The sequence below is a fragment of the Sphingobacterium shayense genome (assembly GCF_013179575.1).
GTDB classification, from domain to species: domain Bacteria; phylum Bacteroidota; class Bacteroidia; order Sphingobacteriales; family Sphingobacteriaceae; genus Sphingobacterium; species Sphingobacterium shayense.
This window is the reverse complement of record NZ_JABMCQ010000001.1, coordinates 19,347-45,015: the sequence shown is the minus strand read 5'-3', so window position 1 is coordinate 45,015 and position 25,669 is coordinate 19,347. Positions and strand designations below refer to the sequence as shown.

Here is a 25,669-nt window from a genome sequence, read left to right as displayed (position 1 = left end):
TTTAGTATCAATAAAAACCGGATTCATTCCGGTTTTTTTCTGAATCAATGTAATTTTCGATTTATTAATGAGCGTTCCTTATTTTCTAGTTTAGTTTTGATGTATGGATATAAGAAGACCGCGCCTAAAACAATTACCGCCCCGACATAGAAACCAGTACTCATCGTTTCTTTATTTCCAAAAACGAGAATAGCTAATATTATCCCATAAACCGGCTCCATATTTGTGGTTAGAGCCACTGTAAATGCACTCAGTTCCTTCATCACTGCTACCCCTAATACATAGGCGACAGCTGTACATACAACCCCTAAAAGTAATAAATATACCCAGTCCATTCCGATTAACCACATATTCTCATCGAACTTACCTGTAGCCAACATAATTAGTGAAACGCAAAGAAATGCACCTAACATTTCATAGAATGTTATAATGGTTGGACTCGTGTGTTTAACCATGCGTGCATTCAAAATTGAAAAAATACTAGCAAAGAGTGCACAAGATAATCCGCTTACTATCCCCCAAACATATTGAAACTCGAACTTGAATATCAGATAAATACCGAAAAGGATAATAAGTCCAACACCAACATCTGTTTTCGCTATCTTTTTCCGATTAATAATGGGCTCAAGAATCGAGGTGAAAAGTGTGGTTGCAGATAATGTGACCAAGGTTACCGAAACGGTCGAAATCTTGATCGCATAAAAGAACAGTACCCAATGCAATCCGACAATTCCTCCAACCAATACAATTTGAATAAGCTTTTGCTTAGTAACCTGAACTGATTTTCCAATTATAATAAAGTAAATAAATAAAGAAAGTGCCGCGATAACCACCCGGTACCAGACTAGATGGAGCGCGGACACAGATATAAGTTCACCAAGTATACCGGTGAATCCCCAGACTAACACGGTTAAATGTAAAATAAGGACATTCTTATTAACGGAAGGAAGAATCATGATTATTTTGGAGCTTTATATTTCAGCCACAATCCTAGCAGTAGAAATAGTACATTGGGGATTAATATTGCAATAAGTGGTGGCAAACCTCCCTTTAAGGAAAACATAGTCGAAAACTGTACGAGCACCAAGTATGTAAAACTAAGGGCAATTCCGATTCCTAATGAAAGGCCAATTCCTCCTCGTACTTTTTTCGAAGAAAGAGATACCCCCATTAAAGTTAGAATAAAAGCAGAGAATGGACCAATATAACGTTTATACTTTTCCAGCAGTAAGTCCGTCATCATTCCCGTTCCTCGCGTTTCCTCCTTTCGAATTCGCTGATTCAGTTCCTTCGTATCCATTGCAGTGAAAACATTGTCATATACTTCAAAATCGCGCGGTAACATATCTAATGTTGTATCACGTGAACTACCCTTCTCCATTTTTTCATCTAGACCGTCAATAAAACGAATACTGTAATCTTCTATCTTCCACTTCGTAGCTGTAGAATCCCAGGTTATTCGCTGGGCCATCAACTTCTCTATTAGTCTATCGCCCTCAAATTTTTCCATCGAGAAATTATAACCGATATTCCGTTTAGTATCAAAATTATCGATGTACACATAAGTATTAGAATCAATTTGCATATGTGTGGATAGCGTCGAGGTACTTACTTTTTGAGGCTTTACGTATACATTTTCAAAATTAACCTTGATCTTATTCGTATATGGAATAATCCAAATATTTGAAACAAAAGTAAACGCGAAAATTATTCCTGCCGAAAAGAGATAAGGTCGCAAGAAACGATTGAAACTCATTCCACCACTTAAAATAGGAACGATCTCTGTCTGATCCGCCATTTTCGAAGTAAAAAAAATTACCGCGATAAAGTTAATCAAAGGGGTGAGCATATTAAGAAAAAAAGGAATACTCCCTAAGGCATAATATTCGAAAAAGACCTTCGACATTGGCGCCTTATTTTTTAAGAAATCATCAAGCTTTTCCGACACATCGAAAACGACAATAACAACAATAAAGATACCTACAGTAAATATAAACGTACTGAGGTATTTTTTAATGATATAGCGATCGATGATATTCATAAATCTTGTTCCGTAACCTTCTTTACAGTTTCCGAAGTTACAATCTTTGCCCTAATATTTTCACCATTTTTTCCTTCCACGGATAGAAAGTCCCATCTATAATTTTTTCCCGTGCCTGGTTTACTAACCAAAGATAGAAATGCAAATTGTGCAAGGAAGCAATTTGCGCACCAAGTATCTCTTGAGATCTGATTAGATGCCGTAGATATGCCTTCGTATGGATTTGATCGACCAATAGGTCACTTTCTGCCTCAATCGGAGAAAAATCGTCTTTCCACTTCTCATTTTTTATGTTGATGATACCATTTTGTGTAAATAACATCCCGTTCCGGGCATTTCGAGTGGGCATCACACAATCAAACATATCGATACCTAAAGCAATATTTTCCAGCAAATTCACTGGAGTACCGACCCCCATCAAGTATCTTGGTTTATCTTCCGGCAGAATATTGGTGACAACTTCGGTCATCGCATACATCTCTTCAGCAGGTTCTCCTACAGAAAGCCCTCCAATCGCATTACCATCTCTATTGAAAGAAGCAATTACTTCCGCGGATTTCTCCCGTAAATCTTTATAGACGGAGCCTTGCACGATAGGGAATAATGTTTGTTCATATCCATAAAGAGGATCAGTGGTATCAAAACGATCTACGCACCGTTTAAGCCAACGGTGAGTCATGTCCAACGAACGGCGAGCATACCTATAATCGCAGGGATATGGCGTACACTCGTCGAAAGCCATTATGATATCGGCACCGATTATACGCTGCGTGTCCATTACATTTTCAGGAGTAAATAAGTGTTTCGACCCGTCAATATGCGACCGAAAAGTCACCCCTTCTTCTTTAATCTTACGTACTTCGGTTAAGGAATACACTTGGTATCCACCTGAATCCGTTAAAATAGGCCGCTCCCAATTTATAAACTTATGTAATCCGCCTGCTTTATTCAATACGTCAAGACCCGGACGGAGATACAAATGGTAAGTGTTGCCCAAAATTATTTGTGCCTGTATATCTTCCACAAGTTCACGCTGATGAACTGCTTTAACAGTACCGGCGGTACCTACAGGCATAAATATTGGCGTTTGGATATTCCCGTGCGCAGTTTCCAAAATCCCTGCACGAGCCTTGGACCCATTATCTTGTGCTTGAAGCGTAAATTTCATATATCTAGTGGTACCCTCTTTTTTTTAATCACTGCAAAAATAGGATAAAAAACAGAAGGAAACGAGCATGGACTAATTTCTTAATAAAACTTAACTAATTCCCCCCGATATCTTCAAATAACACCTTATCTTTGAGCCTATATTATGGTAGAACTCGAACAATTTACTCCGTATATACCTTATATTCCATTAGGAATACTAGGACTATTATTACTTGTACAGCTTTATTATATCTTATTCGTATACGGCAAACTTGCTGTACATAAAATCAAATCCCATCAGGAAAATGATTTTAAACCACCGATAAGCATTATTATTTCAGCCTTCAACGAGCAGGATAACTTACGACAATTTTTACCAGACATTTTACAACAAGAATATCCAGAATATGAGGTTATAGTTGTCGACGATTGCTCGAGCGACGACACGAAGTGGGTTCTAAAGGAATTTATTAGCAAATATCCCGAAAGATTAAAAGTAATTGAGATTAAAGAACATATAAGACTGAAGAATACCAAGAAATTTACGCTCACTATGGGAATAAAAGGAGCGAGATACGACCATCTTCTCTTTACCGATGCGGACTGCCAGCCGATAAATTCAAGATGGATTAGCGAAATGGCAGGTGCTTTCACGAAGGAAAAGGAAATTATTTTGGGATATTCACCATATTTTAAACTTCCGGGCTTTCTTAACAAGATAATACGGTTCGAAACCACACACACCGCAATGAGCTACATTTCGTACGCTTTGAAAAGAAATGCCTATATGGCTGTTGGGCGAAACCTCGCTTATAAAAAATCGCTGTTTTTTAAATCTAAAGGTTTCACAAAACACATGCATATCAAATCTGGAGACGACGATCTGTTTGTTAACCAAAATGCTACCCGCAACAACGTCAACCTTGCAATCCATCAGAATGCTCATGTCTACTCTGGACCCAAGGAAACATGGAAAGCCTATTATAGACAAAAAGCACGGCACTCTGGAGCATCGACGCTATACAAAGGCCGCCATAAACGCATGCTAGCTGCACAACTTGTTTCAGCGTTATTATTTTATATAATGATAGTCGTATGCGTTCTTATTTACCCCTCCCTTTGGTATATTCCCGTTGGCGCGTATTTAATACGGCTCCTCGGCCAACTTATTATTTTCAATAGTATTTACCGAAAATTGGGGGTTCATGATCTTTTACTTTGGCTGCCGATATTAGATCTGTTTTACTATTTCTATATTTGCATCAACGGGGTATTTAACCGCAATAAAAAAGAAATAGCTTGGAAGTAATTCTCCTTAGTTCCACGTCAATTTAATTAAAAACATATGAATCCTACAGTAGATATCATTTATAAGTATTTTCCAAAATTAACAGACGACCAGAAAGAACAGTTTGCACAACTAGCGGAGGTATATCCATTTTGGAATGACCAGATAAATGTTGTGTCCCGGAAAGATATCGAGAGTCTTTACTTACACCACGTACTACACTCCCTAGGCATTGCAAAATTTGTAAGCGAATTTACTTCCGGCACTAGAATTCTAGACGTCGGTACCGGCGGAGGGTTCCCGGGTATACCCCTGGCTATACTTTTCCCTGAAGTTCAATTCCATTTGGTAGATTCGATCGGAAAGAAAATAAAAGTCGTGCGCGAGGTAGCCGCCGCTATCGGGCTCAAAAATATCGAAGCAGATCACATACGTGCAGAAGTATTGGATTACAAATACGATTTTGTTGTTTCCAGAGCTGTTACACGTTTAGCTGATTTTATCCCCTGGGTTAGAAATAAGTTTGAAAAAAAAGATAAAAATGCCTTACCTAACGGAATTTTATACCTCAAGGGCGGAGATTTAAAAGAAGAAATAAAAGAAGCCAACTTAAAAGCTGAGCTACACCGACTAGCCGATTACTTTCAGGAAGATTTCTTTGACACTAAATATATAGTATACATTCCAATGTAATTACAAGAACTTCATTGGATAAAAAAGCGTTCTACAAATGTAAAGCGCTTTTAATAATTTACTTGCGATCAGAACCCAGACGCAGTTCCTCATTAATTTTTTTTCCTATTCGGTCTACCTCTTCATCCATTCCAAACATCGGAAGTTCAGTTTCGGGATTCAACATCAACCAAGAATTTTCCGTGTCCTTCAAGAGCTTTATATATTCCCGCCCCTCTTTAAAAACAACATACACATCTTTCTCCTCGGGGAATACAGAATAGACGACGTTATCTATCTCTATATCAAATGGCTCTTCAGCTCCTTTTAATTCCATATCTATTTTTTTGTTCAAAGTTAGGATTTTTAATCAAAATTCTTAATTTTAGAGTTCCGATTATAAACAAGTCTAATTACGGACGGGATCGATATAAATATTTTAAAACCTATTTGTTTTATACGCATTCCCCCTAATTATTTCTCGGAGTAACATCCTTATAAAAATATAAACTGTTAAATAACAAGTAAACCTAACCTGTGTATGCAAACTAATAAGAAATCCCTATGGAAAGTAATTGGAGCCTCCTCTTTGGGTACGCTCATTGAGTGGTACGATTTCTTCATTTTCGGAAGCCTGTCCGTAGTGCTTTCAACAAAATTTTTCCCCGCAGAAAACCCTACGGCCGCATTCTTATCGACGTTAGCAACTTTTGCAGCCGGTTTCGTTGTCCGTCCTTTCGGCGCACTATTTTTCGGCCGTTTAGGAGATCTAATCGGCCGGAAATACACCTTTATGGTCACTTTAATACTGATGGGAGGAGCTACGTTTCTCATCGGGATCACACCAAGCTATGAATCTATAGGCTTTTTCGCACCTTTGATTGTCTTGGTATTACGACTTCTCCAAGGATTGGCTCTCGGCGGTGAATATGGAGGAGCGGCAACCTATGTTGCAGAACACAGTCCTGAAGGCCAAAGAGGATACTGGACCTCATGGATACAAACTACTGCAACATTCGGGTTATTCATCTCCCTAGTTGTCATTTTATTAACAAGATTCTGTTTGACAGATGAGCAATTCGATAATTGGGGCTGGCGTGTCCCCTTTATACTGTCGATAATCATGGTATATGTGTCCTACCTTATACGTAGAAATATGGATGAATCGCCAGAGTTCGCGAAAGCGAAATCCGAAGGCAAAACTGCGACAAACCCGCTAAAGGAAAGTTTCGGCAATAAATATAATTTAAAATTCGTCTTATTAGCACTCTTCGGAGCTGCAATGGGACAAGGTGTCGTTTGGTACACTGGGCAATTCTACTCAATGAGCTTCATGAAAACGGTTATGTTTTTAGATAGTGACCAAGCGGATCTCATACTAGGAATTGCCTTGCTTATTGGAACCCCATTTTTTGTTGTCTGTGGCCGTCTAAGTGACAAAATTGGCCGAAAATGGATCATGTTAACGGGGATGCTCTTGGCTTTGCTCACTTACCGACCGATATATGAAGCCATGTATCAAATCACCAATATCGAGCACAAAACTGAAATTATTGATGCTCGTGCAGAAAGCTCCGAAACGCTTTCCACAGCCCAAGGAAAGGAAGAAATAAAAAAATATACTACAGAATATACTGACGGAACCAAGCTAATTGTTACCACTAGTCAACAACTTTTGAACCCCGGTGACGCAGAATTAAACGAGACCGCCCCCCAAATCACAACAAAAAGCTTAGTAACAATTTCCGGTAGCAAATATGCCCTGCTGGTTGCTCTGATCTTTGTCCAGATTCTTTATATTACTATGGTCTACGGACCAATTGCGGCATTTCTTGTTGAAATTTTCCCCGTAAAGATACGTTATACATCTATGTCACTCCCCTATCACATTGGAAATGGAATCTTTGGTGGTTTACTTCCGGCGGTATCAACATATCTTGCTAGTAATGCACAATCACAAGGAAATCCGACATACTATTTGGAGGGACTGTGGTATCCTATTATTATATCGGCTGTATGTTTTATTATCGGGGCACTTTATATCACTAAAAACATGACTGCTAATACTGTTAAAGACTAATTAATATGGAAAGTATAAAAAAAATATTTGGAGTCCTTTGGATCATTCTTGCAATCCTCACGGCCTACTTCTGCATTTTCCAGTTCGGTGTGCCCAAATTGAGTACTGGGCACCAGGAAGACTTAGTATTTGGAATTATTATTTTGTTTATCCTTACCCCAATTATAAGTATAGGCATGGCTATATTCGGCTATTACGCTTTAAAAGGAGAATACGACAAGACCAAAATGTAATTTTGCAGACTGACAATCAAGCCTGTACAGAAAGTCATTCAAAAAATTTTCCATACATCTAATTTTTTGCTACTTTTGTGCTGGGCAAGTCTCCTACGACCAGCTCCCATTGACTCCCCCAGGTTGGGAACAAAGCAAGGGTATTTGGTTGAGCGGTGCGATAGGAGTAGCTTGCCCTTCTTTTTTTAAGAGGGTTCTTTAGCGCTTAGTTGCGCTTTTTTTGTGACTTTTTAATAATGACATGAGAAAAGCGACACCGATTTTTTATCGTGAAAACCGGTTAAACCAACAAGTTTCGGAAAACAGTATATCGGTTGACCACCTGAAGAACTCCAAAATATTTATAAAAACGTTCGATAACTCGCAATATTACTTTTTACGATATTTTTCGTTTATTTGTAGTCCGAATTAGCAAAACTTATGAGTTGGTTTAAAAGAAATAAAGCAGGTATTAACACTGCAACCGAAAATAAAAAGGAAGCTCCTGACGGTATGTGGAATAAATGCCCAAACTGTAAAAAGCCATTACTGAATAGTGAACAAATTGAGAACAAATATGTTTGTCAATATTGTGATTACCATATTCGTATCGGTTCAACGGCATACTTCTCTGTTCTATTTGACGATAATAATTTCACTGAACTATTTGGAAACCTTACCTCAGGGGATCCTCTTAAATTTTCAGACACGAAACCTTACCCAACGCGGTTAGCCGATAGTCAAGCAAAAACAGGCCTCAAAGACGCGATTCGGTGTGGCCATGGTAAAATGGAAGGGAAAGACATCGTAATCGCTTGTATGGACTTTACATTTATCGGTGGTTCGATGGGGTCAGTGGTGGGTGAAAAGATTGCTCGTTCAATCGATTATTGTATAGAACACAAACTACCGTTTATGTTGATTTCGAAATCAGGCGGAGCACGTATGATGGAAGCCGCCTTCTCGCTTATGCAAATGGCAAAAACATCTGCTAAATTGGCTCTATTATCAAAAGCGAAACTTCCATACGTCTGTTTACTAACGGATCCCACGACAGGTGGGGTTACGGCATCCTATGCGATGCTGGGTGACATCAATATCGCCGAGCCGGGGGCTCTTATAGGGTTTGCAGGACCGCGGGTTATTAAAGAGACAATCAAGAAAGATTTACCTAAAGGGTTCCAGACTTCAGAGTTTGTATTGGAACACGGCTTTTTAGATTTCATTGTTGATCGTCGTCATCTAAAATCGAAGGTCGCAGCGTTTTTAAGAATGCTGAACTAAAAATATACATATCACAGAAATGCAATGCCCCCAAAAAGTTAGACACTTTCTGGGGGCATTCTACTCTGACGATGCGGGTTTTTCTTTTTACTTCCTGATATTCAGAATTGCTCTTTTAAATATTTCAAAAAACCCCAGACTTTTCGACCTTCACAGTAATTAATATTGTTTTGATTTCTATAAGCTTCCCGCTCAAAGCTGATATTATAATAGGCACGCCTGAAGTTTCGAAACTGACTATAACGAATCAAAAACTCCAGTAGATACCAAATATAAAAAGGAATTATCATCAATTCGATAGCTTGTTTAATGTGGATGCGTTCATGATTTAGTAAGACCAAATCCTTCGTGAATGATTCGCTTTGTAAAAAAATAAAAGGAAATATTGTTACTGCCGAGGCTTTGCCTGCAGAAAACAAATTGGTCCAAAACGGACTAACGACCACTATCCCCTTTTTTAAACCCACATTTTTTTTAACGACAGCCATCTATTTCCTTGCTTTGGTTTTCTCAAAATTCAAAAAAAATATTCATTCTCGGAAAAATTTTGAATACCAAACATACATTGTATATTTGTTAAAGGAGATAACAAAACTATGCCGTACAAAGAACGTGAAATAAATAAATTATACTACACAATGGGTGAAGTTACTGAAATGTTCGAGGTCAATGCTTCACAAATACGCTTTTATGAACGCGAGTTTGATATCCTTCAGCCAAAGAAAAACAAAAAAGGAAACCGTTTGTTTACACCTGATGACATCTCTAATCTAAAAATTATCTTTAACCTCGTGAAAGATAAGGGATATACACTTCAAGGTGCTCGTGAATTTTTACGTTCCAACAAAAACGAAGTAAAAGAGAATCAACGCGTGATAGATTCTCTTGAACGACTTAAATCGTTCTTAGTGGAAGTTCGCGACAGTCTCTAATCTATCGTGGGCCAATTTCAATCACCTGCAAATTCGAAACTTTATCCCTATCAATATCAAATCTGACTAAAGTTCTCACCGTATGCCAACCAACCTTTCCGGCAGCGCCAGGGTTAATATGTAATAAATCATATTTTGGATCGTATTGGACCTTCAAAATATGCGAATGCCCACAAATGAATAATTTAGGCGGGTTCTTAACTAATTCATCCTTAATCAACGACGAATAACGACCAGGGTACCCCCCTATATGCGTTATCCACACATCGACATCTTCACATTGAAAGCGTTGATGTTCCGGACATACCATCCGTATTGCTTTGTCGTCGATATTCCCCCACACACCTCGAAAGGACTTAAATCTAGACAGTCTACCGACAATCTCCAAATTTCCAAAATCGCCTGCATGCCAAATCTCATCACAATTTTCAAAGTGTTTAAACACTGCATCATCCAGAAATCCATGTGTATCAGACAGAAGTCCAATTTTTCTCATAGCTAAAAATTTAAAAAATACGGTTTCAGTAACTCTCTATATTCAACCGTGTAAACACCTTTGGATGCATAGATAACCAGTTCACCATTCTCAAAAGAGGATTCTTCCTTACCAAGCTGGATCACGGTACGTATACTTGGGGCTCCATGAAACGACGAGATATTAGTCGCTCCGCGGTAATACAATTTTGATTTTGGCAGCAACACTTCAGTAACGTATCGCGCCGTTAAAGTTGGCAAAACACAATAAAACCTCCCGTTGGAAGACAAATTCTGATCAACAAAATCAATTAAGGACTCAAAGAAAATGCTGTCAGCATGCTTTGCTTGCGTTTTTCTAGCATCGGGGGTATGTAAGGAATTCGTATAAAAAGGAGGATTTGATACGATTAAATCATAATCCGAATCGGGACGCATATCTTGAAAAGAACCGGAAATAACCTCCAATCTATTATTAAAGATTGAGTTTTCAAAGTTCAACCCCGCTTGCCTGCTCGCCGCAGTATCTATCTCCACACCATGGACAACCGCCCCTGGGAACTTTTGGGCAAGCATCATTGCAATTACCCCCGTACCGGTTCCTATGTCTAGAATACGTTCCGCACTATACGGTTCAATCATACCACCAAGTAAAACACCATCGGTATTGATTTTCATAGCACAATTGCTTTGGTCAACCTGAAACTGCTTAAAACGAAAAATTGATTTCATTACGTCAAAGTTATAATTAAATTAGAACTCTAACGGAGATAACGAACGTAAAAAAACTCGAATATAATCAGTACTTTAGCATTGAATTACTCAATATGAACAAATTTGTAACGCTCCTTCTTTTTTTTAATCTCGTCATTTTGTCGACGGTTGTTCAAGCCAGAACGACTGTGCCATTACAGGACTGCGATCAAATCACACAAATCTCTTTGGAAAAGCTTGTTATTATGGTTGACAAAAATGACTTTTCTAACTTAGAATCTGTACTAGGAACTATAGAAAGTAGTTGTGGGCAAAGTGAATTCACCCAACGATTACGTATCCTGCGAGCGTTAATAGAAAAAATTTCTGCGGGCGCGTTGATTGCTGATTATCTTAGCAAGAACTATCAGGAAAGCCTCGTCATGCGTTGGGATTATAGTGTTGAACCGGAATATAGATCGATCTATAAAAACAACAAATCGGATTTCAACCACGTCCCTTTAAATCATCCTATCGATTCACTCGTAAAGCTTAAATCGGCCGCCTTACTAAACTCTACAGCTTATAACCTTACAGACCAGGAGCGAAAAATAGCGCTATTATTTTCTGACAATATCGAAGCATTTTATCAATCTTATCATACTGAAACACCAAGATCAACAACGCTCAACAAACCCAAAGAACACAAGACCTATAAAGAACGAGGCGGGTTAATTATATACGGTGGGATAGAATTTCCTATCACAGGGAAGGATCCACTTTTCAAAACAAATCCGACGTTTTCTTTTATGTACTCTTCCAAGTTATCTTCTCAATTCCTTTATGAATTGGGTGTGAAATTCCGCGTAAATTCAAACGATCGAGCATTTGACTATGTGCTGTATGATGAAGTACAAACAGTTAATTCTACCGTCAGCCTTGGGTTTGGGGGAAACTTAGGCTATAAAATATTTGACAATGACAAATTTATTATTGCCCCAAAAATCGGTTTATATTATGAAACGACCAACACAGGCTTATCGGAGGTGACAGATAGCTATTACTATGACGATTACTACTATGATGATTACGATCAAGGAACAAGTAGTATCCGCTATCACAATGTAAACACCATGCGTACTACGCTAGGGGTATCGTTTATGAGACACCTTGCAAAAAAGAAATATATAGGTGTTGAGGGTGCTTACCATTACATCCCGTACGATTGGGATAAAAATCTCCTAACGAGCATTCAGCCAAACTACGCAAGTTTACAAATGTTCCTAAGGTTTTAAAGAAGTGTAACGCTGCCATGTTAACTTATTTATTTCTTCGTTTCAATAGTTCCCTCGTCGCAAATAAAATGATAGAAATCAATTCTTTAAAAGCCGTTGGATTTCATCAAGTTTCATCAATGCTTCCACAGGTGTCAACACGTTAACGTCTAAATTATTTAACATATCTCTAATTTTCGCCAAAATTGGATCGTCAATAGAAAACATCTGTAACTGATAAGCCTGCTTTTGCATCTTCCGCATACTATCTTTAATTTGCTCTCCACCCGTCCGTTCCTGTTCCAGACGTTTTAAAATCTCATTAGCGCGTCCCAAAAGTTTATTAGGCATACCAGCCAGCTTGGCAACATGAATTCCAAAACTATGTTCCGATCCCCCAGGCACCAGCTTTCGAAGGAAAATCACTTTGTTATTCAATTCCTTGACCGACACATTGTAGTTTTTTATCCGGGACATCGAATTAGTAAGTTCATTGAGCTCATGATAATGCGTGGCAAACAACGTCTTCGCACGACAAGTAGGGTGATTATGCAAATATTCGGCGATTGCCCAGGCGATCGAAATCCCGTCATAAGTACTTGTCCCTCGCCCAATTTCATCTAGCAAAATTAGTGACCGGTCGGAAAGATTGTTCATAATACTGGCCGTTTCGTTCATCTCAACCATAAAAGTCGATTCACCCGAAGAAAGATTATCAGAAGCACCAACACGCGTAAATATTTTATCCACTACACCTATATTCGCTTCTTTCGCTGGTACAAAACTTCCTATTTGTGCCATCAACACGATTAACCCAGTCTGCCGAAGTAAAGCTGACTTACCAGCCATGTTCGGCCCCGTGATAATTATAACCTGTTGCGTTTGGGGATCTAGAAAAGTGTCATTAGTAATATATTCTTCACCAATGGGAAGATTTTTCTCAATAACCGGGTGTCTCCCTCCTTTTATATCAAGTGTCTTACTATCAGACACGAAAGGTTTTGTGTAGTAATTTTTTTCTGCGATCCATGCAAAGTTCAATAGAACGTCTAATTTAGCAATAACTTGAGCGTTGAGCTGTATTGGCTTAATATAGCAAGCGATCTCAACCAAAAGATCAGCATACAGACGATTTTCTATTGCTTGTATTTTCTCTTCTGCTCCTAAAATCTGTTCTTCATATTCTTTTAATTCCTCGGTGATGTAGCGCTCAGCATTAACAAGGGTCTGCTTTCTAATCCACTCGGCAGGCACCTTATCTCGGTGCGTATTAGTCACTTCTAAATAATAACCAAAAACATTGTTAAACGCAATTTTTAACGACTGTATCCCAGTAGCTTCTGATTCACGCTTTTGAATTTCTAACAGATAACCTTTTCCACCAAAAGCCACTTTACGTAAGTAATCCAATTCCTCGTCAATACCGTCACTAATTACTTTCCCTTTGTTCAGTGCGACCGGAGGATCGGGCTGCATTCTTTCCTCGATCTTTTGACGGATAACTTCACAAATATCCAGTTGTGCGGACATCGAAGACAACACGTTAGAATTTTCAATATTGGTCAAAACCTTTAACTTCTCAACAGCGTATAGCGCTCGCTTCAACTGAATAATTTCTCGAGGATTTGCCTTCTGAAGTCCAATTTTCGAAATCAAGCGTTCTAAATCACCTACCTGCGCAATCTCCTTTATTAACTTGTCGCGAAGATCTCTATCATTATCAAAATATTCTACAATATCCAATCTTTGCTGAATAGCTGTCGTATCTTTCAACGGCATAACCATCCAACGCTTTAACAAGCGCGCCCCCATCGGAGATGCGGTTTGATCCAATACATCGGAAAGAATAACTGCATTTTCGTTAGTTGATCCTATTAATTCGAGATTCCGAATAGTAAAACGATCGAGCCACATATATTTGTCCTCTTCAATTCTGGATATATTCGATATATGTTGAAGATTTCGATGCTCTGTTTCATTTAAATAATGTAAAGCAACACCCGCAGCTAACGTACCTATTGGCATCCGTTCGATTCCAAAACCCTTCATCGAATTCACCTGAAAATGTTTCAGCAAGCCCTCGATCGCGTAATCACCTGTATAAGGCCATTCGTCCAAGGTGTATGTATAATAGTGACTCCCGTATTGTTCTAGAAACTCCTTATACTGCTTTTTTGGCATTATTACTTCACTTGGCTTAAAGCTCTGGAGTAATTTATCAACATAATTAACATCCCCTTGAGCTACCAAAAATTCACCCGTGGAGAGATCCAAAAAAGAAATACCGACACCACCTTTATCACTAAACACAGAGGCAAGATAGTTATTCGATTTTTGTTTTATGATGTTGTCGTTATAGGATACACCTGGCGTCACCAGTTCGGTAACACCTCGTTTAACAATTGTTTTGGTTTGTTTTGGATCTTCTAACTGATCACATATAGCGACCCTCTGCCCTGCACGCACCAATTTAGGGAGATAGGTTTCAAGCGAATGATGAGGAAAACCTGCCAATGCGGTTTCGGATTCAGATCCGTTCCCGCGTTTTGTGAGAACGATACCTAAAATTCCTGATGCTTTAATTGCATCTTCTCCAAATGTCTCATAAAAATCACCAACTCTAAACAGTAATAACGTGCCGGGATATTTCGCCTTTATCGTATTATATTGCAGCATTAAAGGCGTTTGTTTCTTCGCTTTGGCCAATTGAACTCCATTTTTAGTAAGCCGTAAAAATACGCTAAATGCATCGCTTTGACAAACATTCACGACGATGTTTTCCGCAGCATAAAATCATAAAATACACTTTGTATATTAAAAAGAAAACTTAGTTCCTACCAAAAACAGAAAGCCCAAATCTTTTGCATTATCTCTTTCTTATAAAAAAAATGCCCTAGATTTGTGGTACAAACCAATAGGGATGGCTATTAAACGAGGCAACACAAAAAAACGAAACAATAGAAAAAAAACGAGTAAGCGACATAACGGACTACAGTTAATTGGTCTCTGGATTGCTCGCGTGACAGTAGCATTTTTCATCTTTAGCATCTTTTGGGTCGTTCTTTTGATTTTCATGAATCCACCTATCACTTATTTACAACTCAAACGAGGCTTTGAACGTAAATCAACAGGAAAAGAATGGAAAATCGATAAGAAATGGGTAGATTATGAGAATATTTCGGACAACTTGAAACGAGCAGCGATTGCTGGAGAAGATGCTCATTTTTTAACACACCATGGTTTTGACACGCAAGCAATAAGAGAAGCATTCCTAAAAAATAAAGCTGGCAAAAAACTACGTGGAGGTAGTACTATAAGTCAACAAGTGGCAAAAAATGTTTTTTTATGGCCAGAAAGATCTTGGTTAAGAAAAGGTTTAGAAAGCTATTTTACAGTATTGATTGAGGTCTTTTGGAGCAAAAAACGCATCTTAGAGGTTTACCTTAACGTAATTGAAATGGGACAAGGTGTCTACGGTGCCGAGGCCGCCTCGAAGTATTATTTCTATAAATCGGCAATTAGCCTCAGTAAAAAACAAGCGGCTCTTATTATAGCGATTCTTCCGAGTCCCAATAAATGGGATGCTAGACGTCCATCTGCATACGTTAACCGCAGAGCAAATAGTATCGTTCGTTACTTAAACTATTATAAGATTCCAGATTAAGCTTGGCCTACCCTTGGTCTTCACCGAGCCAGTCTGAAGTGAGATCGTCGATTTCTCGCCTGTCCTTTTTGGTTGGCCTACCTGTCCCCCGATCTCTTTTGAGTACAGGCGCGTGGAACACAGATTTAAAGGCGTATGTTTCTTCCTCAGGTGTTTGATCTTCGTAAAACTGGACCGCTGTTTTAGCATCAACTCGACGTTCGAGCAGTCCAATTACTTTTATTATCTTTCGTTCAATACCTTTTTGAACGCTATAAACCTCTCCAATTTTCACCAAATAAGACGGCTTAATATTCTGCCCATTAAGTTTAATCCTTCCAGCCCTACAAGCGTCTGTCGCTAAACTGCGTGTTTTAAATAGACGAATGGACCATAAATATTTATCAATACGAAGTTTTTCGGTTTCCGCTGCCATACACAAAAATACGTCAAATAGCGTAATATTAACGAATATAGGCTGTGATTAAACAAAAAATTATAATATTTGTATGTATGTCGGTACCCTACAACTTTGCGCTCAGGGCTCCAACATGCATGAATATTTTACACCGCGAAGCGCATCAATTAGAAATGGAAGTACAAAAATTACAAAAACTTGTTGAGGAGGCCTGGGAAGACAGGCAATTATTAACTTATAAGGAATACTTCGAAGCCATCAATATGGTTATCGACCGGTTAGATGAAGGTGACCTTCGCGTCGCTGAATTGATCGGAACGCGTTGGCACGTCAATGATTGGATTAAAAAAGCTGTTATTTTGTATTTCCCTATCCGCGACATGCAGGAAATAGACAATGGTCCTTTTATTTATCACGACAAAATGAAGCTAAAAACGAACTTCAAAAAATTAGGCGTTCGTGTGGTTCCTGGAGCGAGCGCTCGTTACGGAGCTTATCTAGCTAAAGGTGTGATTATGATGCCGTCATACGTGAATATTGGCGCATTTGTCGACGAAGGCACCATGGTTGACACTTGGGCTACGGTAGGATCTTGCGCTCAGATCGGTAAACACGTACACCTAAGTGGTGGCGTGGGCATTGGTGGTGTTCTTGAACCTGTCCAGGCAGCTCCTGTGGTAATCGAGGACAATGTTTTTGTTGGCTCACGTGCTATTGTCGTTGAGGGGATTCGTGTCGAAACTGAGGCCGTACTTGGGGCCAACGTCGTGTTAACGGCCTCCACAAAAATCATCGATGTCTCTGGTGACGAGCCTATTGAATACAAAGGTTATGTACCTGCCCGTTCTGTTGTTATACCAGGATCGTACACTAAAAAATTCCCAGCAGGTGAATACCAAGTACCTTGTGCGTTGATCATAGGAACCCGTAAAGAATCAACCGATAAGAAGACGTCGTTAAATGATGCTTTACGTGAACATAATGTCGCTGTTTAATGGACCACGCATTAGTAGGTAAAGAAGATCTGAGCCAAGCCCTGGATACATTAAGAAATGGTGGCTTAATTCTTTGTCCAACCGATACGATATGGGGAATTGGCTGCGATGCGACTAATGAAGAAGCAGTACGTAAAGTATACGCTTTAAAAGGCAGAGATAGCACAAAAAGCATGATCATCCTTTTACATAATGACAACCAATTAACGAGCTACGTACGAGAGATCCCGGAAGTTGCTTACGAGTTAATTGAGTATTCCTCAAAACCACTGACAATCGTCTACTCTAACGCAAAGAACCTTGCTCCGAACGTAATAGCAGAAGACGGTAGCATTGGTATACGAATCGTAAATCATCCGTTCTGCGAACAATTGCTCCAACGATTTCGAAAACCAATAGTGTCTACCTCTGCAAATATCAGTGGCGATAGGTCTCCCGCAAATTTCGATGAAATTTCTCAGGAAATAATCAACGGGGTCGATTATGTTGTACAATACGGACAAGATATCACTGTAGACGGAAAATCTTCAACCGTTATGAAGCTCGATCCAAGTGGGAAGTTCGAGTTTTTACGTAAATAAAAGGTACAAATGAAAAAAAATTTGACTCTAATTGTTTCTATAATCGCAACTTTGCAATTAAGCTTCGCTCAGCAAGCACTTACGCCCGCTAAAAAAGGTGTACAATACGGCAAAAAAATAGATTCTACTGAAGCGATTTCCGTTGTAGAGTTAGCTAAGAAATTGAAATCGGCAGACAAATTCAATGGCAAGATAAAAGGTGAAGTTGTTGAAGTGTGCAAAAAAAAAGGTTGTTTTCTGACATTAAAACGTGAAAGCGGGGAGACAGTTCTCGTACGTTTTACAGACTATGCTTATTTTGTACCTCAAGATCTGGTAGGAAAAAATATTGCAATTGAAGGCCGTGCAAAAGTAAAACAAACTTCTGTAGAATGGTTAAAACATTATGCGGAAGATAAAGGAGCTTCAAAAGATGAGATCGCGAAAATAGACAAACCACGTGAAGACATTAGTATTGTGGCCGACGGGGTCGTTGTATTGAATTAAGCTTCTATTTGTAAACAGAAAATCTTACAAAGGTTATTTCCGAGCAGGAAATAACCTTTTGTCCCCCCCTTTAATTTGGAAACGGTGTACGCCGATTTTCAATATATTTGTTATATATATGTGATGAAACATCTTAACACTACTTCCTCCCAATCTATTGTAGCAAACGGAAAGTTACTTACTTTTGAAAAGCCCTTAATTATGGGCATATTAAATGTAACGCCAGATTCTTTTTTCGACGGAGGGCAACATAACGAAACAGAACAAGCTATACAAAAAGCACAGGAATTATTAGAAAATGGTGCAGACATCATAGATATTGGTGGGTATTCGTCACGCCCTGGGGCAAAACTAATTAGCTCAGAACAAGAAGCTCACCGCGCACTACCTATTATTGAAGAACTAACAAGGCGTTATCCCGATGTTATATTATCCATAGATACGTTTCGCGCAGATGTCGCAGAAGCATCCGTTCGCGCAGGTGCGCACATTATTAATGATATATCGGGAGGGACTCTTGATGAAAATATGTTCTCAACAGTGGCGAGGTTACAAGTTCCTTATGTGTTGATGCACATGCGAGGAGTACCTGAAAATATGCAACAGCTTACCACCTATAATGATATAGTTTTGGACGTCGCAACGTTTTTTGGCGAACAGATTGCCGAACTTCGTTCACTAGGCGTTCGTGATATCATTCTAGATCCTGGTTATGGATTTGCAAAAACAATCGACCAGAACTTTGAACTAATACATCGAGTAGATGAATTACAATACTTTGGCTTTCCGATAATGGGTGGTATTTCACGTAAATCGATGATCTACAAAAAGCTTGGTATTACTGCACAAGAAGCATTAACAGGGACCATTGCCTTAAACACACTTTTGCTTAACAAAGGCGTTCAACTATTGCGCGTACACGATGTCAAAGAAGCAAAACAACTCGTTGATTTGTTATTCTAACCAAATTATTAACATATTAATATTATATTTTGAGAAAAATTAGAGATATACTAACAATAGGTTTTGCTCTTTTTGCCATGTTTTTTGGGGCAGGAAACTTACTTCTTCCGCCTTATATTGGGCTGCAGATCGGCGACCATATTTGGGTGACGATATTCGCATTCGGTATATCGGGAATCCTTCTTCCATTTACAGGCGTTTTAGCCGTTACAAATTCTGGGGAAAATTTTAACGACCTCGGACATCGCGTAAACAAAAAGCTGGCAGCCATTCTAGGGACTGTCATTATGGTGTGCATAGGACCGCTAATCGCGATACCGAGAACAGCAGCGACAACTTTTGAGGTTGGAATTCTTCCCTCATTTCCACAAAGCAGTTCGATTTGGGCATCCGTCATCTTCTTTATCGTAGTCTGGTGTTTCTCCATTGTACCTAGTAAAGTAGTCGACTTAGTTGGGAACATCTTAACCCCATTCCTATTAATTATACTGAGTGTATTAATTGTCAAAGGTATTATAGATCCCGTGTCTACTTCTACCGAACAGGGTATCACAGCGGTACAGTCTTTCACGTTGGGGTTCACTGAAGGTTATCAAACCTTAGACGTACTGGCATCTGTCATCTTTGCTGGTATTATTATCTCTGCCGCCAAGGCAAAGGGATACAAGTCTATTAACGATAAGAACAAAGTTGTCATCGCTTCAGGAGTACTTGCCGCAGCATGCCTACTTTTCATATATGGAGGCTTAATATACCTGGGAGCAACTTCCGGCGTAACAGACAATTCTTTAACCAGGTCAGAGTTGCTGCTCCTAATTTCTAGAAGTATTTTTGGCGACAATGGAACTTTGGCTATTTCAATTAGTATTGCTTTAGCTTGTTTAACTACAGCAATAGCATTAACGTCAGCTGTGGGCACATTTTTCAGTGAGTTGACAAATGGCAGGTTAGGATACAAATTTTTAGTGACGGTATCATGCCTAATCTCAGGAATATTAGCTGTAATCGGCGTGGATGATATAATCAGGTTTGCATACCCTCCTCTGGCGTTCGTTTACCCCATAGTCATAACCCTCGTATTATATATTGTTGTCTTCGGACGTTGGATCAAATCAAAAGAGCCTTATATCGCTGCGATTAGTGCTTCAACGATTATCGCCGTATTAAATTTATTGAAAATATTAGGCTTTCTAGGTGATTCCCAACTTTTGATCCTTAACAAAATACCACTTTTCAAATACGATCTGGGGTGGGTCATGCCCTCACTCCTATTTTTTATTTTGGCGCTATTTTTTAGAAGAAAAAATGACATGCAACATGTCAAATAATCTGTCCCGCTTCACACAAAAACATTATTAAACATGTAATCATGGCTCGTTTTTGTTAAATTTTGTTAATAGAAGGTACCATATACAATATAGGAGCCTAAATTGCAGTTATAATAGTAATTCATAATTTAGGTTAATAATTGGTTAGTTAGTGAAAAACCTGAAGCTCCCCGCTTCAGGTTTTTTTATGAAAAAAATTAAATAAAAACACCATCTTCGTATAAACGAAGATGGTGTTATATTATTAACGTGAGCCGCTGTTAACGCACCGTACTTCCAGTTTTAATTGCCGTAGTAGGAGCGACAAAATCCAGCCTTCCGTCAGCATCTTCCGCCATAAGAATCATACCTTGGGACTGGATGCCTTTGATCTCTCGCGGCTCTAAATTCACTAATATAGAGACCTGTCTCCCCACAATTTCTTCTGGAGTAAAATATTCTGCAATTCCCGAAACAACGGTTCGTTGATCGATTCCAGTATCGACAGTTAATCTTAGAAGCTTTTTAGTTTTAGCTACTTTTTCTGCATCTAGGATAGTCCCCACACGGATATCCATCGTCAGAAATTCTTCGTAGCTAATATTACTCTTTGCATCACTTGCTGGAGTATTGTTTACAACATTTGCTGCCTTTGCGGTAGCCAACTTTTGCAGCTGAAGTTCCACCTGATCGTCTGTTATCTTTTCAAACAATAACTGTGCTTCCCCTAAGATATGGTGTTGCGGAATAATTTCCTTATTGCCAGCCAGATCCCATCCTTTTGGAGACACGTTCAGCATTGCAAAAAGCTTTTTAGCTGTTTTGGGTAAAAATGGTTGTGCGAATAACGCTAAGTTCGCTACAATCTGCGAGGCTACGTAAAGCACCGTTTTAACACGATCTGGATCGTCTTTATAAACCTTCCATGGTTCTTCGTCAGCTAAGTATTTATTGCCTAATCGCGCGACATTCATAAAGTTGGACAACGCCTCTCGGAAACGGTATTGTGAAACAGACTGCTCAATCTCTTTAGGAAAAATAGCAAGAGTTGAAAGTACTTCATTATCGGTTTGGGTAAGGGGTGATCCAATTTGCACTGCTCCTCCAAAATACTTATGAGAAAGAACCATGACGCGATTAACGAAATTCCCTAGTATTGCTACGAGTTCATTATTAACACGTGACTGAAAATCCTTCCACGTGAATTCACTATCCGAGGTCTCCGGCAGAATCGACGTAAGGACATACCGTAGCTCGTCCTGTTTACCCGGAAATTCTTCGAGATACTCATGCAACCAAACAGCGTGATTTCTGGAGGTTGATAATTTATCTCCCTCTAAATTCAAAAACTCATTTGCCGGTACATTTTCAGGCAAAATATAATCACCATGCGCGTGTAATATTGCAGGAAAGATAATACAATGAAAAACGATATTATCCTTACCAATAAAATGTATTAGCGTAGAATCTTTTTCGCTATCTCTTTGAGTTTTCCAATAATGCTCCCAGTTTTTACCGTTATCTAATGCCCATTGTTTGGTCGCAGAGATATAGCCAATAGGAGCGTCTAGCCAAACATAAAGTTTCTTACCTTTTGCTTCTTCCAAAGGAACATCAACGCCCCAATCTAAGTCGCGAGTCATAGACCTAGGCTGCAGGCCGGATTTGAGCCATGACTGGCATTGACCGAAAACATTGGATTTTAGTTGACTTCTTTTACCTTCAATCAACCATTTTTCCAACCAGGGTTGATACTTATCCAGCGGTAGATACCAATGTTTTGTTTCTTTTAATATTGGTGTTCGTCCACTCAAAGTTGATTTAGGATTAATTAAATCTGTGGGATTTAAGGAGGTACCACATTTCTCACATTGATCCCCGTACGCACCTTCATTATGGCAATGCGGGCAAGTACCGACGATATATCGATCGGCGAGGAACTGATTATATTCCTCATCGTAATATTGCTCCGAGAATTTTTCTATAAACTCACCCTTTTCATAAAGGTTCAAAAAGAATTCTTGAGAAAGCTGATGATGAATCTGCTCCGAAGTCCTATGATAAATATCGAAATCGATACCAAACTCTTCAAAACTTTCCTTTATTTGAAAGTTATATTTATCAATAATTTCTTTTGGTGTTACCCCTTCTCTTTTAGCTTTTATGGTAATTGCAGCACCATGCTCGTCAGAACCACAGACATAGACAACATCCTTATTGTTTAACCGTAAAAAACGAACAAAAATATCTCCGGGTATATATGCTCCAGCAAGGTGTCCTATGTGAAGTGGTCCGTTTGCGTAGGGCAAGGCAGAAGTAACAGTAAAGCGATTTTTAGATAAGATACTCAACGTATAACGATTTTAATATATTATAAACGACTAAAAAAAACAAAAAACTTGTTTGTTTGACAAAGATAACTCAATTTGCGGGTAAAATAAGTGAACAGAATGAAAATACCTGAATTTCTTAAAAAGGGAGATACCGTCGCAATTGTATGTCCTGCGAGCTACATAAAAGGTAATATTGAAAATGCAATTCAAGTGCTAACAAATTGGGGCTTAAAGGTCCATATCGGATCTACGGTTTCGGCACAGTTTAATCAGTTTGCAGGTACTGATACCGAACGCGCTGTTGATTTACAACATGCTTTGGATAACCCGGAGATGAAAGCAATTTTCGCCGCGCGCGGAGGATACGGTAGTGTCCGCATTATCGACTCACTCAACCTTGAGCGATTCAAAAAGAACCCCAAATGGCTAATTGGATTCAGTGACATAACGGTTCTGCACTCGCACTTCCATAACGTGGTAGAGGTTGCAACGATTCACGGCCAAATGCCCAAATCCTTCGAAGACAGTAGTAAAGAAGCTTTAAACACACTCCATAACGCGCTATTTGGAGAGTCCGTGGACATAAAATATAAACAGACAGATTATCCAAATAGAAACGGCAGCGCTCAGGGTCGTCTTATCGGCGGAAATTTAGCGATTTTGCATAGCATCCTCGCTTCACCTTCAGACGGAAGTTACGACGGGAAGATTTTGTTCATTGAAGACGTGGGCGAACCACACTACAATATTGATAGAATGTTGTGGACATTAAAACGAGCGGGTAAGCTGTCTAACCTCGCAGGATTGATAGTGGGAGGATTTACTTCACTTAAAGATAGTGACCCTCCATTCGGCCAAAGGATCGAAGAAATAATTATGGATAAAGTTCAGGAATATAGTTACCCTGTCTGCTTCTCTTTTCCCGCCGGACATATCAGTGATAATCGCGCAATAATCCTTGGACTCGAAGCATCATTAACGGTAAAAAACGAAGAAAGTTCGCTCGAATATCTATAAAAAAAATTATTATTAGTATTTTTTCATTAAAACGTTCACAATCGTTGGTTGGTAGCGTTAACATGTTTTTTATCAACAAGCGGTTTTAATGAGCAATTTTTAACGATTCATCGATTTTGTTCAATTCTTAACGAAAACGATCCAACACGTTTTTCGTGTTTATATTCTCCCTAACTTAGCGCCATAAAACAAATTATGATATGGTTATGGACATCCAAAATCCAAATCCGCTTAGCGTTACAAGTGAAATACAAACATTAGCTAAAAACGTTTTTTTTCAACTTGACGCTGACACCTTAGTTAAACAAACGTTAGCGCGTCAGTTAGGCGAGATAAGTGACACAGGTGCACTTTGTATTCAAACCGGAAAATTCACCGGCAGATCTCCAAAAGATAAATTTATCGTCAACGATGACTACTCGAAAGACATCATTGACTGGGGAGAAGTTAACATTCCAATTTCGGGGTTAATATTCGATAAGTTACTCGATAAAATGAGTACGTACATCAAGGACAAAGACGTCTGGGTACGGCATTGTTATGCCGGAGCTGACCCGGCCTATCGGATAAACGTAACCGTTATTAATACTACACCTTGGGCTAATTTATTTTGTCACCACCTCTTTTTACGGCCATCAATAGAAGATCTTGAATTCTATCAACAAGAGTGGGTCGTGTTACAAGTTCCCGAATTTTTGGCGGACCCGATACTAGATGGTACACGCCAGGAAAACTTCACGATTGTGAATTTTAGTAAAAAGATAATTTTGATCGCTGGATCAGCCTATACTGGTGAAATGAAAAAAGGGATATTTTCAGTCTTAAATTTTTTATTGCCACACGAGTATCAGGTACTCCCCATGCATTGTTCAGCAAACGAAGGAGCTAATGGAGACGTCGCACTTTTCTTTGGACTCAGTGGCACAGGAAAAACAACCCTTTCGGCAGATATAAATCGACGGCTTATCGGGGACGACGAACATGGGTGGGCAGAAGAAGTGGTTTTCAATTTCGAAGGCGGGTGCTATGCCAAATGCATCGACCTAAGTGCAAAAAAAGAACCACAGATATTCGCCGCAATTAAACACCCAACCTTACTTGAAAATGTGTGTTTTTATCCAAACACCAACGAAGTGGATTACGAAAATTCCAGTATTACCGAAAACACTCGTGCAGCGTATCCTATCACACATATAGACAACGCAAAACCGAATTCAATTGGCCAAATTCCAAAAAATATATTTTTCCTGACGTGTGATGCTTTCGGTGTACTCCCTCCAATTTCAAAACTCACCGTACCTCAAGCGATGTACCATTTCATTTCAGGATACACTGCAAAAGTAGCTGGCACAGAGGTGGGGGTTACGGAACCCCAGTCGACATTTTCGGCCTGTTTTGGACGGGTTTTCCTTCCGGCGCACCCGACTCAGTACGCTGAATTGCTAGGTGAAAAATTAGAAAAACATCCCGAAGTAAACGTTTGGCTTGTCAACACAGGTTGGACCGGCGGTGCATATGGAACTGGAAAACGGATAAGCCTACAGTATACCCGAGCAATGGTGGAGGCCGCATTAAATGGTGAACTGGAAAACCAGATGTATCAACCACATCCAAATTTCGGTATTTTGATCCCTCAAATGTGTCCAAACGTTCCATCGGAAGTCTTGAATCCGCGAGATACCTGGGAGGATAAAGCCGCATATGATTTACAAGCTGAGAAATTATCTATGTTGTTTATAAAGAATTTTGATCAATATAATGCCGTAGCTAGTGAAGAGATCAAAACTGCCTCCCCTAGAACCAGCGTCATACCTATATAAAATAACG

General features: G+C 39.2%; 24 protein-coding genes and 1 other RNA gene. 16 read left to right on the top strand and 9 right to left on the bottom strand.

The genetic code is table 11. The annotated features are described in order from the left end of the window. Positions 1–44 precede the first annotated feature (44 nt). The 3 genes from HP439_RS00215 to tgt are packed head-to-tail and all read right to left on the bottom strand — an operon-like array spanning position 45 to position 3,209. Entirely contained in the window at positions 45–956 is a 912-nt protein-coding gene (locus HP439_RS00215; RefSeq protein WP_172388311.1) for a DMT family transporter, read from the bottom strand. 2 nt (positions 957–958) lie between these two features. Continuing rightward, the gene (locus HP439_RS00210) at positions 959–2,041 is read right to left on the bottom strand and encodes an LptF/LptG family permease (protein ID WP_172388310.1); all 1,083 of its coding nucleotides are present in this window, start codon (positions 2,039–2,041) and stop codon (positions 959–961) included. Between the two features lie 37 nt (positions 2,042–2,078). Beyond that, positions 2,079–3,209: a tRNA guanosine(34) transglycosylase Tgt gene (tgt, locus tag HP439_RS00205; protein WP_172388309.1), complete on the bottom strand. Its 1,131-nt coding sequence runs from the start codon at positions 3,207–3,209 to the stop codon at positions 2,079–2,081. 144 nt (positions 3,210–3,353) lie between these two features. On the opposite strand from tgt, the gene HP439_RS00200 reads away from it, so the two are divergent. Both HP439_RS00200 and rsmG read left to right on the top strand, forming a co-directional pair. Then, positions 3,354–4,499 carry a glycosyltransferase gene (locus HP439_RS00200; RefSeq protein WP_172388308.1) on the top strand — a complete coding sequence of 382 codons (1,146 nt, stop codon included), beginning with the start codon at positions 3,354–3,356 and terminating at the stop codon, positions 4,497–4,499. Positions 4,500–4,535: 36 nt separating this feature from the next. Beyond that, the gene (gene rsmG / locus HP439_RS00195) at positions 4,536–5,171 is read left to right on the top strand and encodes a 16S rRNA (guanine(527)-N(7))-methyltransferase RsmG (RefSeq protein WP_172388307.1); all 636 of its coding nucleotides are present in this window, start codon (positions 4,536–4,538) and stop codon (positions 5,169–5,171) included. Positions 5,172–5,229: 58 nt separating this feature from the next. Here rsmG and HP439_RS00190 read toward each other — a convergent pair whose 3' ends face one another. Next, complete coding sequence (locus HP439_RS00190) at positions 5,230–5,505, bottom strand: hypothetical protein (protein ID WP_343043490.1); 276 nt, start codon at positions 5,503–5,505, stop codon at positions 5,230–5,232. A gap of 186 nt (positions 5,506–5,691) precedes the next feature. Between HP439_RS00190 and HP439_RS00185 the strand changes: the two genes are divergently transcribed. From HP439_RS00185 to HP439_RS00165, 5 genes are all read left to right on the top strand, one after another. Further along, positions 5,692–7,230: an MFS transporter gene (locus HP439_RS00185; RefSeq protein WP_172388306.1), complete on the top strand. Its 1,539-nt coding sequence runs from the start codon at positions 5,692–5,694 to the stop codon at positions 7,228–7,230. A 5-nt stretch (positions 7,231–7,235) separates the two neighbouring features. Continuing rightward, positions 7,236–7,463, top strand: coding sequence for a DUF6814 family protein (locus HP439_RS00180; RefSeq protein ID WP_172388305.1), 228 nt, complete (start codon positions 7,236–7,238; stop codon positions 7,461–7,463). A gap of 82 nt (positions 7,464–7,545) precedes the next feature. Beyond that, an RNA gene (gene ffs, locus HP439_RS00175) (signal recognition particle sRNA small type) lies at positions 7,546–7,643 on the top strand. A 240-nt stretch (positions 7,644–7,883) separates the two neighbouring features. After that, positions 7,884–8,726, top strand: coding sequence for an acetyl-CoA carboxylase, carboxyltransferase subunit beta (gene accD, locus HP439_RS00170; RefSeq protein WP_172388304.1), 843 nt, complete (start codon positions 7,884–7,886; stop codon positions 8,724–8,726). A gap of 596 nt (positions 8,727–9,322) precedes the next feature. Next, on the top strand, positions 9,323–9,658 hold the full coding sequence (locus tag HP439_RS00165) for a MerR family transcriptional regulator (protein ID WP_172388303.1): 336 nt from the start codon (positions 9,323–9,325) through the stop codon (positions 9,656–9,658). A gap of 1 nt (position 9,659) precedes the next feature. Here the strand turns inward: HP439_RS00165 and HP439_RS00160 are convergent, their stop codons facing one another. After that, entirely contained in the window at positions 9,660–10,154 is a 495-nt protein-coding gene (locus HP439_RS00160; RefSeq protein ID WP_172388302.1) for a metallophosphoesterase family protein, read from the bottom strand. Positions 10,155–10,156: 2 nt separating this feature from the next. After that, positions 10,157–10,810, bottom strand: coding sequence for a tRNA1(Val) (adenine(37)-N6)-methyltransferase (locus HP439_RS00155; protein WP_172388301.1), 654 nt, complete (start codon positions 10,808–10,810; stop codon positions 10,157–10,159). A gap of 149 nt (positions 10,811–10,959) precedes the next feature. Between HP439_RS00155 and HP439_RS00150 the strand changes: the two genes are divergently transcribed. Then, positions 10,960–12,120 carry a hypothetical protein gene (locus HP439_RS00150; protein ID WP_172388300.1) on the top strand — a complete coding sequence of 387 codons (1,161 nt, stop codon included), beginning with the start codon at positions 10,960–10,962 and terminating at the stop codon, positions 12,118–12,120. 78 nt (positions 12,121–12,198) lie between these two features. Here the strand turns inward: HP439_RS00150 and mutS are convergent, their stop codons facing one another. After that, a complete protein-coding gene (gene mutS / locus HP439_RS00145; RefSeq protein ID WP_216657716.1) occupies positions 12,199–14,805 on the bottom strand; it encodes a DNA mismatch repair protein MutS in 2,607 nt (868 codons plus the stop codon). 214 nt (positions 14,806–15,019) lie between these two features. Here mutS and mtgA point away from each other — a divergent pair, with 214 nt between their 5' ends. Then, entirely contained in the window at positions 15,020–15,763 is a 744-nt protein-coding gene (mtgA, locus tag HP439_RS00140) for a monofunctional biosynthetic peptidoglycan transglycosylase (RefSeq protein ID WP_172388299.1), read from the top strand. Between the two features lie 7 nt (positions 15,764–15,770). Here mtgA and HP439_RS00135 read toward each other — a convergent pair whose 3' ends face one another. Next, positions 15,771–16,178, bottom strand: coding sequence for an RNA-binding S4 domain-containing protein (locus tag HP439_RS00135; protein WP_172388298.1), 408 nt, complete (start codon positions 16,176–16,178; stop codon positions 15,771–15,773). Positions 16,179–16,333: 155 nt separating this feature from the next. On the opposite strand from HP439_RS00135, the gene HP439_RS00130 reads away from it, so the two are divergent. The 5 genes from HP439_RS00130 (at position 16,334) to brnQ (ending at position 20,513) form a co-directional block, all read left to right on the top strand. Continuing rightward, positions 16,334–17,155 carry a 2,3,4,5-tetrahydropyridine-2,6-dicarboxylate N-succinyltransferase gene (locus HP439_RS00130; RefSeq protein WP_172388356.1) on the top strand — a complete coding sequence of 274 codons (822 nt, stop codon included), beginning with the start codon at positions 16,334–16,336 and terminating at the stop codon, positions 17,153–17,155. Beyond that, a complete protein-coding gene (locus HP439_RS00125) occupies positions 17,155–17,736 on the top strand; it encodes an L-threonylcarbamoyladenylate synthase (RefSeq protein ID WP_172388297.1) in 582 nt (193 codons plus the stop codon). The genes HP439_RS00130 and HP439_RS00125 overlap by 1 nt, the downstream gene beginning before the upstream one ends. 9 nt (positions 17,737–17,745) lie before the next feature. Continuing rightward, positions 17,746–18,222: a DUF4920 domain-containing protein gene (locus HP439_RS00120; protein WP_172388296.1), complete on the top strand. Its 477-nt coding sequence runs from the start codon at positions 17,746–17,748 to the stop codon at positions 18,220–18,222. 123 nt (positions 18,223–18,345) lie between these two features. Then, entirely contained in the window at positions 18,346–19,185 is an 840-nt protein-coding gene (gene folP, locus HP439_RS00115; RefSeq protein WP_172388295.1) for a dihydropteroate synthase, read from the top strand. A gap of 29 nt (positions 19,186–19,214) precedes the next feature. Beyond that, complete coding sequence (brnQ, locus tag HP439_RS00110) at positions 19,215–20,513, top strand: branched-chain amino acid transport system II carrier protein (RefSeq protein ID WP_172388294.1); 1,299 nt, start codon at positions 19,215–19,217, stop codon at positions 20,511–20,513. A 260-nt stretch (positions 20,514–20,773) separates the two neighbouring features. On the opposite strand, the gene metG is transcribed toward brnQ, so the two are convergent. Continuing rightward, complete coding sequence (metG, locus tag HP439_RS00105; RefSeq protein WP_172388293.1) at positions 20,774–22,843, bottom strand: methionine--tRNA ligase; 2,070 nt, start codon at positions 22,841–22,843, stop codon at positions 20,774–20,776. Positions 22,844–22,942: 99 nt separating this feature from the next. Here metG and HP439_RS00100 point away from each other — a divergent pair, with 99 nt between their 5' ends. Both HP439_RS00100 and pckA read left to right on the top strand, forming a co-directional pair. Continuing rightward, positions 22,943–23,842 carry a S66 peptidase family protein gene (locus tag HP439_RS00100; RefSeq protein WP_172388292.1) on the top strand — a complete coding sequence of 300 codons (900 nt, stop codon included), beginning with the start codon at positions 22,943–22,945 and terminating at the stop codon, positions 23,840–23,842. A 200-nt stretch (positions 23,843–24,042) separates the two neighbouring features. After that, a complete protein-coding gene (gene pckA / locus HP439_RS00095; protein WP_216657713.1) occupies positions 24,043–25,662 on the top strand; it encodes a phosphoenolpyruvate carboxykinase (ATP) in 1,620 nt (539 codons plus the stop codon). Positions 25,663–25,669: the final 7 nt, after the last annotated feature.